The organism is Segatella copri, assembly GCF_024330485.1.
GTDB lineage: Bacteria > Bacteroidota > Bacteroidia > Bacteroidales > Bacteroidaceae > Prevotella > Prevotella copri_L.
The window spans coordinates 1-8,908 of the sequence record NZ_JANDWX010000052.1 but is presented as its reverse complement, the minus strand read 5'-3'; the positions used below and the strand labels follow the sequence as shown (position 1 = coordinate 8,908).

Annotated in this window: 8 protein-coding genes; all 8 read left to right on the top strand. The window is 38.3% G+C overall.

The genetic code is table 11. The features are described from left to right. Positions 1–120 precede the first annotated feature (120 nt). The gene (locus tag NNC77_RS15630; protein ID WP_254971755.1) at positions 121–669 is read left to right on the top strand and encodes a leucine-rich repeat domain-containing protein; all 549 of its coding nucleotides are present in this window, start codon (positions 121–123) and stop codon (positions 667–669) included. After that, on the top strand, positions 650–1,252 hold the full coding sequence (locus tag NNC77_RS15625; protein WP_254971753.1) for a DUF6939 family protein: 603 nt from the start codon (positions 650–652) through the stop codon (positions 1,250–1,252). Before NNC77_RS15630 ends, NNC77_RS15625 begins: the two co-directional genes overlap by 20 nt. A 13-nt stretch (positions 1,253–1,265) precedes the next feature. Then, positions 1,266–1,424 (top strand): hypothetical protein, encoded by a 159-nt coding sequence (locus NNC77_RS15620; RefSeq protein ID WP_254971751.1) that lies wholly within the window; start codon positions 1,266–1,268, stop codon positions 1,422–1,424. A gap of 17 nt (positions 1,425–1,441) precedes the next feature. After that, the gene (locus NNC77_RS15615) at positions 1,442–2,248 is read left to right on the top strand and encodes a hypothetical protein (RefSeq protein ID WP_254971749.1); all 807 of its coding nucleotides are present in this window, start codon (positions 1,442–1,444) and stop codon (positions 2,246–2,248) included. Between the two features lie 72 nt (positions 2,249–2,320). After that, positions 2,321–3,991 carry a leucine-rich repeat protein gene (locus NNC77_RS15610; RefSeq protein ID WP_254971747.1) on the top strand — a complete coding sequence of 557 codons (1,671 nt, stop codon included), beginning with the start codon at positions 2,321–2,323 and terminating at the stop codon, positions 3,989–3,991. 302 nt (positions 3,992–4,293) lie between these two features. Then, a complete protein-coding gene (locus tag NNC77_RS15605) occupies positions 4,294–6,078 on the top strand; it encodes a leucine-rich repeat protein (RefSeq protein ID WP_254986900.1) in 1,785 nt (594 codons plus the stop codon). Between the two features lie 343 nt (positions 6,079–6,421). Continuing rightward, positions 6,422–7,639 (top strand): leucine-rich repeat domain-containing protein, encoded by a 1,218-nt coding sequence (locus NNC77_RS15600; RefSeq protein WP_254971745.1) that lies wholly within the window; start codon positions 6,422–6,424, stop codon positions 7,637–7,639. Between the two features lie 353 nt (positions 7,640–7,992). Next, entirely contained in the window at positions 7,993–8,808 is an 816-nt protein-coding gene (locus NNC77_RS15595; RefSeq protein WP_254971743.1) for a protein kinase domain-containing protein, read from the top strand. Positions 8,809–8,908: the final 100 nt, after the last annotated feature.

Genomic DNA, 8,908 nt, shown 5'->3' with positions numbered 1-8,908 from the left:
ATTTTAAATATGCGTGCAAAGATACAAAATCAAATCGAATACACTACAAAAAGTCCGTAAACTTTTGAGTATTAATAACTTATTTAATAATCGTCTCGTTTTAACGGGACACTAGTGATTTTGACAGAAGATTTTTTACTGTCAAATGATAGAAAGCGTTTGATAGCTTATTTGGGAAATAAGAGTGTTCTTGTTATTCCTAATGATGTGGAATATATTGGAGAGCATGCCTTTTTTGAAAATTTAAGTATAAAAGTGGTCAAATTGCCAAAAAGTGTTCGTATAATAGAAAAAATGGCATTTTGTTATTGCGCAAACTTAAAAGATATAGTTCTGCAAGACGGAGTTGAGGTTATTAGTGAGATGGCTTTTATGTGCTGTTATAATTTAAGGTATATAGAGTTGCCTAATACTGTGTTGGTTTTAAAAAGGTCTGCTTTTAGTAGTAGTGGATTAAGAGATGTTTCTTTTTCTATAAATATGAAGCAAATTGATGATTTTGTCTTTGGTGGGTGTCGATTGCAATTGCATACCAAACTTCCAAATTCTATAACTTTTGTGGGTGTAAAAGCTTTGGGAAGTTGCCGTCTTGTAAATGAAGACATTAAAGCTGATTGTATTAAACGTTTTGGTGAGGAGGTATTTCAATATGATAATTATAGAATCTAAGCGAAAGAAGCGGGAGAACATCTTAAAGAAATATCCCGATGCAATAATTGCGGATGTAACGAGTCATGCTGAAGATGACTTGATAAAGTTGAGCCCATTCTATCCTCATGGTGGCATACCTGTGCCATTTAGCGAGGGGGTTACAGCTACATGTGTTGAGGCTGTGTGGCAAGGGCTAAAGGTATTTGAATCGGCTGATGTAGATATGAAAATGTTTAAGAATGAGTCGATGAAGAATATCAAGAGAACTGTTCGCAAGTTCGGTAAGCCTCTTGGACATCGCAAAGGAGTAAACGGAACAGAACTGCTCGGATATATTGAGGCTCGAAAGCAGATTTATATTCCTACTTACAAGTGGGTTCTTGAACATAAGGTTCAAAGTATTATCGAAAGATTGCGAGAGGCTAGCCAGACTAAGACCATCGTACTTTTGGATTATAATACAAATTGTGATGTGGATGACCCGAAGAAGCCTCTTTCGCATGCCTTTCTAATCAAGGCATACGTAGAAGGTCTATATCCTTTTGGTGATAAAAAGTTGAAACCGCAGACAATAGAACCAAAGCAACTATCGTTATTCTAACATACATATATTATTGGAGGACAAAAACAATGAACAGATCCGTAATATCTTTGGAGATAAGCAGGCTGATATCCGCTACCATGCTATGGGTGTAAATACGGGTATGGAGAGATTGGTTAAAATGATGAAGATTGGCACACTTTCGAGTATGCTGGTTAATCAGAATCTGTAATGATATAAAGAAAAGATATGAACAGAGGTGTTAGTATAGCAAAATTCAATGACCATGTTGCAAACGAAGATGCTTTCTACTCATCGGATACCTGTATAGCGGTATCCGATGGGGCAGGAGGCTGTGGTTTGTTTGCCAATGAGTGGTCGGAGTATCTTGTAAAACATCTTCCAAAAGATAAACCCGTCGTCTGCTTCAAAGAACTTGACGAATGGGTAGATGGCATTTGGGAGCCCTTTTATAATGAGCACGAGGAAAGAGCAAAGAAAGGCGATGGCATTCTTTTGAATAAATATTATAATGAGGGGTCTTGCGCCACCATTGCTGCTGCATGGATAACAGGGGATAAGCAATGTAAATGGATGGCATACGGCGATAGCGTAGTCTTTCATTATAGTCAGGATACAGGTGTCTTGGAACATAGTTTTACGAAATTGTCTGATTTTAGCAATCCTCCCAGGTTGGTTAGCTGTAAAGATCCCCTGGAAGAGGAAGGTTTCAGTTGTGGTGACTTTTATCTGGATGAATCTTCGGTAGTCTTTGCTGCCAGCGATGCCTTATCGCATTATATAATGATGATGTATGAATTGTCTAAAAGCAAGGAGTATGGTGCGGAGTTTGCTGAAGAATACCTAAAAGCATCTGGCAATTCCCAACTTTTGAAAACAGCAGAGACCATGAAGTTTGATTTTTGGAAGGATGTGCTCCAATCTTTGTTGGATGCAACATCATCCGACAGTCTATTTGAACAGTATCTGAAAAAACTGAACTCGGAAGGAATTTTAGATTTAGATGATTTCACGCTTGTTTATTTTAAAGGCTAGCGCCCATCTTCTTTATATTCCTATTTGTTGTCATTAAAATTTGTAGAAACAGATAAAATTACAGTACACAATATGCAGTATCCATTGATATCAGAATATGTAAAGGCCATTCAAGATGCTGGTGATAATCTTGATAAATTGGCTCACCTGACTCCCGTACTGGATGATCACGGAGAGCCATATCGCAGTAGTGGTGCTTTTGCCGTGGTGTTTAAGATGCAGGACAAGAGTACCGGGAAATATTATGCCCTCAAGTGTTTTACGGAAGAGCAGCAGGGACGAGCCGAAGCCTATCGTCAGATTGCAGACGAACTGGATTTGTTAGATTCTCCATACATTACATCAGTAAAGTATATGGAGAAGGAACTCTTCGTTGACAGTCAATGCGAGGAGGATAAATTCCCTGTATTGTTGATGGATTGGGTGGATGGAGAAACGATGGAAGCTTACATTGCTGCAAATTACCGGAATCAGTCAGCCATGTTGATGCTGAGTTATCGTTTTGGCAAGATGGCAGCTTGGCTCCGTACCCAGTCTTTTTCTCATGGCGACATTAAGCCAGACAATATCATAGTCCGTCCCGATGGTTCTCTTGCATTGGTGGATTATGACGGGATGTTTGTGCCATCCATGAAGGGCAGCCAATCTCCAACTATCGGTACCAGGGATTTCAGTCATCCATTGCGTACTGTAGATGATTTCGATGAAACGATAGATGATTTTTCATTGGCAAGCATCGCCTTGTCATTAAAGGCTATCTCGATGAAATCTACTTTGTTAGATATCTATGGTGCCTCAGACAGACTTCTCTTTTCAGAAAATGATTATCGCAATCCTTCAAATTGCAAGGTAATATCTGCCCTGCAGGAATTGATGTGTGATAAGGATTTCTGCACACTTTACTCTCTTTTCATGCTTGCATTGGCGAGAAAGGAGCTTTCAGCCTGTTCTTTTAGATTGTTTGTTGGCGAAAAGCCTCTCCTACCTCAAATTGTTGAAGACTTATCAACCGAAGCTACAGAGAAAGAGTGGAAGGAGGCTTTTGTTGATGAATGGGGAGTGAAATATAGCAAAGATGGAAGAAAATTGTTGAAAGCCCCACAAGAACTAAAAGGATGTTATTCTGTTAAAGAGGGTACAAGAATAATATGTGATGATGCGTTTTTTAAGTGTAGTTCTTTGACTAGCATTGTAATTTCGAATAGTGTGGTTAGTATTGGGGATAATGCATTTAAGGGTTGTAATTCTCTGTCCAACGTCGTCATCCCAAATAGTGTGACTACTATTGAAGCTGGTGCATTTTGGGATTGTAGTTCTTTGACTAGCATAGTAATTCCAAATAGTGTGGTTAGCATTGAGGATTATACATTTATGGATTGTTGTTCCCTATTAAATATTGTCATCCCTGATAGTGTGACTAGCATTGAAATTTGTGCATTTTCTGGTTGTAGTTCTCTTTCCAGTGTAGTAATTCCAAATAGTGTGGTTAGCATTGGAGGAAGTGCATTTTCCGGTTGTAGTTCTCTTTCCTGCGTAGTAATTCCAAATAGTGTGGTTAGCATTGGAGATAGTGCATTTGAAGATTGTCGTTTTCTATTATTTATAGACATCCCGGATAGTGTGACTAGCATAGGGAATTCAGCATTTTCTGGTTGCAATAATTTGTCATACAAACTTAAACAAGAATTAATATCTTGTTTTGGTTATAAGCTGTTTCTGGCACCATATGAATTACCTTTTTAAAGAGTTAGTACAATTAATCAGAGAAAAAATATGAAGATAACTAATGAAGAAAATGGTAACTATTCGTGCCTATAGAGGAGCTGCGTAATAACTTAACATGATTGATTTATTAACGAACTGTTAAATTACAAAAGCAAATGTTTTTATATAATTTTCTATAACTATAGCTAAGATATTTATTTTTTTGTAATCTTCCTATGAAGTTTCTTACTTAAGTTTGGGCTGTTTCTGTTGAAATGATTATCTTTGCAATATCTCTGAAAATACAGTCGTAGATAAAAAATTAAACAATAGCACACAATATGCAGTATCCATTGATATCAGAATATGTAAAGGCCATTCAAGATGCTGGCGATAATCTTGATAAATTGGCTTACCTGACTCCCGTGCTAGATGATCACGGAGAGCCATATCGCTGTAGTGGTGCTTTTGCCGTGGTGTTTAAGATGCAGGACAAGAGTACCGGGAAATATTATGCCCTCAAGTGTTTTACGGAAGAACAGGAGGGGCGAGCTGATGCCTATCGCCAGATTGCAGATGAATTGGATATGGTTGATTCTCCATATATTACTTCTGTAAAGTATATGGAGAAGGAACTCTTCGTGGACTGTCAATGCGAGGAGGATGAATTTCCTGTATTGTTGATGGATTGGGTAGAAGGGGAGACGATGGAAACTTACATCGCAGCAAACTATCACAATCAATCTGCTATGTCAATGCTTTGTTATCGCTTTGGCAAAATGGCGGCTTGGCTCCGTTCACAATCTTTTGCCCATGGCGACGTCAAGCCAGACAATATCATAATCCGTCCAGATGGCTCTCTTACATTGGTGGATTATGATGGAATGTTTGTACCTTCTATGAAGGGTTGCAAATCTCCAACTGTAGGTACCAAGGATTTTTGTCACCCATTGCGTACTATGGATGATTTCGATGAAACAATAGATGATTTTTCATTGGCAAGCATCGCCTTGTCATTGAAGGCTATATCCATGAATTCTACATTGTTAGATACCTATGGCGCATCAGACAGGCTTCTCTTCTCAGAAAAAGATTATCGAAATCCAGCTAGTAGCAAGGTTATATCAGCTTTGCAGGAATTGATGTGTGATAAGGATTTCTGCACTCTTTACTCTCTTTTCATGCTAGCATTGGCAAGAAAGGAACTTTCTACATGTTCTTTCAGGTTGTTTATTGGCGAAAAGCCTATCCTTCCTCAAACAATTGAAGACTTATCAATCAAAGCTACAGATGAAGAGTTGAAGGAGGCTTTTACTGATGAATTTGGCGTGAAATACAGCAAAGATGAAAGAAAAATATTGCAAGCTCCACAAGGACTTAATGGTACTTATTCTATCAGAAAAGGAACAAAGATTATTTGTGACAGGGCATTTGTAGACTGTAAATCTTTGCGTAGCATAGTTATTCCTGATGGCATAACTAGCATAGGGTATGGTGCGTTTAGTGGTTGTAAATCTTTGGCAGACATTGTTATTCCTGATAGTGTATCTAGCATTGGGGATTGCGCATTTGAAGGCTGCAAATCTCTGTGTAGTCTCGTTATTCCAGATAGTGTTACTGGCATAGGTGAAGGTGCTTTTTATGATTGCAAATCTTTGATCAGTATTGTCATCCCTGACAGTGTAACTAGTATTGGACGCGGTGCATTTAGTGGTTGCACTTCTTTGACTAACATAGCCATCCCTGATGGTGTTACCAGTATTGGGGATTGTGCATTTTGTGGTTGTGAATCTTTGAGTAATATTGTTATCCCTGATAGTGTAACCAGCATTGAGGATAGTGCATTTAATGGTTGTGAATCTTTGAATAGCGTTGTTATTCCTGATGGTGTTACCAGTATTGGGGAAAGTGCATTTTTGGGATGCGGTTCTTTGACTAACATAGCCATCCCTGATGGTGTTACCAGTATTGGGGAAAGTGCATTTTTGGGATGCGGTTCTTTGACTAACATAGCCATCCCTGATAGTGTAACTAGTATAGGGTATTGTGCATTTGATGGTTGCTATATCCCAACTGATCTTAAACAGGAATTAATCTCCCGTTTTGGGGAAGAAATATTTTGGTAACTTTTTAGATTATTTCTTGATTATTACGGCGAATAAGAGATACCGGCAAATCGATACAATCATAAATAGGAAGTCCTTCCCCCTAAGACATCCTTCTTTGCTTCTCCTTTTCCAGATATAAAATAAGAGGTGGAGAACACTCTCCACCTCTACCCTCTTGTTACAGATGTATACACGACATAGAAATGGATTTTCTCTCATATATTTCCATCGAAATAGAAATAATAAGCGATGATTAATCATTTTTCTGCAGTTTTCTTTGTCGGTTTTAATTTTAATGTGTACTTTTGCCATGTCGTCTGAAAATGCGACTTAAGATAGTCAATTAATAATCGTGTAAGCTATGCAGTATCCATTAATATCAGAATATGTAAAGGCCATTCAAGATGCTGGTGATAATCTTGATATGTCCACAGAAGCAACGAATGCAGAGTTAAATGAGGCCATTACGGATGAATTTGGTGTGAAATACAGCAAAGATGGAAGAAAATTATTACAAGCTTCAAAAGAGCTTGATGGTACTTATTCCATTAGAAAAGGAACAAAGATTGTTTGTGATAGGGCATTTAGTGGTTGCCGTTCATTGAATTGTCTTGTTATTTCTGACAGTGTAACCAGCATAGGAACTTGGGCATTTGCATATTGCGAATCTTTGAAGAGTCTCGTTATTCCAGCTAGTGTTACTAGCATAGGAGGTGGTGCGTTTTGTGGTTGCCGTTCATTGAGTAGTCTTGTTATTCCTGATAGTGTTACAAGTATTGGGGATAGTACATTTTCATATTGCGAATCTTTGCGTAGTCTTGTTATTCCTAACAGTGTTGGCAACATTATAGGTAATCCTTTTTCTGGCTGGAATGGAGAACTTAAATGTTTGTCACCTTACTTTATTTATGATAATAAGGTGTTGTTTGATAAGGACAAAAGCAAAATTATCGCATTTAGAGACAAAGATACTACATCATATATCATTCCTGATTATGTTACCAGCATTGGGGATAGTGCATTTAATGAATGCCATTCGTTGTGTAGCGTTGTTATTCCTGATGGTGTTACGAGCATTGGGGATAGTGCATTTGAAGATTGCTCTTCTTTGAGTAGCGTTGTTCTTCCTGATAGTGTAACTAGTATTGGGAATAGGGCATTTAATGAATGCGATTCGTTGCGTAGCGTTGTTATTTCTGATGGTGTTACGAGCATTGGGGATAATGCATTTCAATTTTGCTCTGCTTTGAATGATATAATTATTCCTGATAGTGTTACTAGCATTGGAATTTATGCATTTGGTGAGTGCTCTTCTTTGAGTAGCCTCGTTATCCCCGATAGTGTAACTAGCATTGGGGATTGGGCATTTTATTATTGCGATGCTTTGCGTAGCGTTGTTATTCCTGATGGTGTTACGAGCATTGGGATTGGTGCATTTATCGGTTGTAAATCTTTGAAAAGCCTCGAAATTCCTGACAGTGTTACCAGCATTGGATTTGGTGCATTTTCTTATTGCTATTTTCCATATAAACTTAAACAAGAATTAATTTCCCGATTCGGAGAAAAAATATTTGGGTAACTTTTTAGATTATTCCTTGATTATTACGACGAAAAAGAGATACCGGCAAATCGATACCATCATAAATAGGAACCCTTCCCCCTAAGACATCCTCCTTTGCCTTCTACTTTTTCAATATATAAAATAAGAGGTGGAGAGTGTTCTCCGCCTCTACTCGATTGTTTGGCCGATTTACAGATGTACACACGACATAGAAATGGATTTTCGCTCATATATTTCCATCGAAATAGAAATAATAAGCAATGATTAATCATTTTTTTGCAGTTTCCTTTGCGGTTTGAAATTTAATGTTTACTTTTGCCATGTCGTCTGAAAATGCGACTTAAGATAGTCTATTAATAATCGTGTAAGCTATGCAGTACCCATTGATATCAGAATATGTAAAGGCCATTCAAGATGCTGGCGATAATCTTGATAAATTGTCTTACCTGACTCCCGTACAAGATGATCACGGAGAGCCATATCGCAGTAGTGGTGCTTTTGCCGTGGTGTTTAAGATGCTGGACAAGAGTACCGGGAAATATTATGCCCTCAAGTGTTTTACGGAAGAACAGGAAGGGCGAGCTGATGCCTATCGCCAGATTGCAGATGAATTGGATTTGTTAGATTCTCCATACATTACATCAGTAAAGTATATGGAGAAGGAACTCTTCGTGGACAGTCAATGCGAGGAGGACGAATTTCCTGTATTGTTGATGGATTGGGTAGATGGAGAAACTATGGAAGCTTACATTGCAGCAAATTACCAGAATCAATCAGCCATGTCATTGCTTTGTTATCGCTTTGGCAAGATGGCAGCTTGGCTTCGTACCCAATCTTTTGCTCATGGTGATATCAAGCCAGACAATATCATTGTTCGTCCTGATGGCTCTCTTAGCTTGGTAGATTATGATGGAATGTTTGTTCCTTCTATGAAGGGCTACAAATCTCCAACTATCGGTACTAAGGATTTCAGTCATCCATTGCGTACTGTGGATGATTTTGATGAAACGATAGATGATTTTTCATTGGCAAGCATCGTCTTGTCATTAAAGGCTATATCTATGAATTCTACTTTGTTAGATACCTATGGTGCATCAGACAGGCTTCTCTTCTCAGAAAAAGATTATCGAAATCCAGCTAGTAGCAAGGTTATATCAGCTTTGCAGGAACACTGCTGTCCCGTTTAGAAATCGTCGGGGCTGAAAAGGCTAGGATATAGCCAATCCTCCGTCTCTTCTGTTGGAACAGCTTTGTTAAACAAATCATTTAAAGGAGTCTTGTCCGTAA

Bases quoted from the DNA above. Each gene is read 5' to 3' on its own strand.
- NNC77_RS15625 (WP_254971753.1), top strand. From the start codon at position 650: ATGATAATTATAGAATCTAAGCGAAAGAAGCGGGAGAACATCTTAAAG.
- NNC77_RS15615 (WP_254971749.1), top strand. From the start codon at position 1,442: ATGAACAGAGGTGTTAGTATAGCAAAATTCAATGACCATGTTGCAAAC.
- NNC77_RS15610 (WP_254971747.1), top strand. From the start codon at position 2,321: ATGCAGTATCCATTGATATCAGAATATGTAAAGGCCATTCAAGATGCT.
- NNC77_RS15605 (WP_254986900.1), top strand. From the start codon at position 4,294: ATGCAGTATCCATTGATATCAGAATATGTAAAGGCCATTCAAGATGCT.
- NNC77_RS15600 (WP_254971745.1), top strand. From the start codon at position 6,422: ATGCAGTATCCATTAATATCAGAATATGTAAAGGCCATTCAAGATGCT.
- NNC77_RS15595 (WP_254971743.1), top strand. From the start codon at position 7,993: ATGCAGTACCCATTGATATCAGAATATGTAAAGGCCATTCAAGATGCT.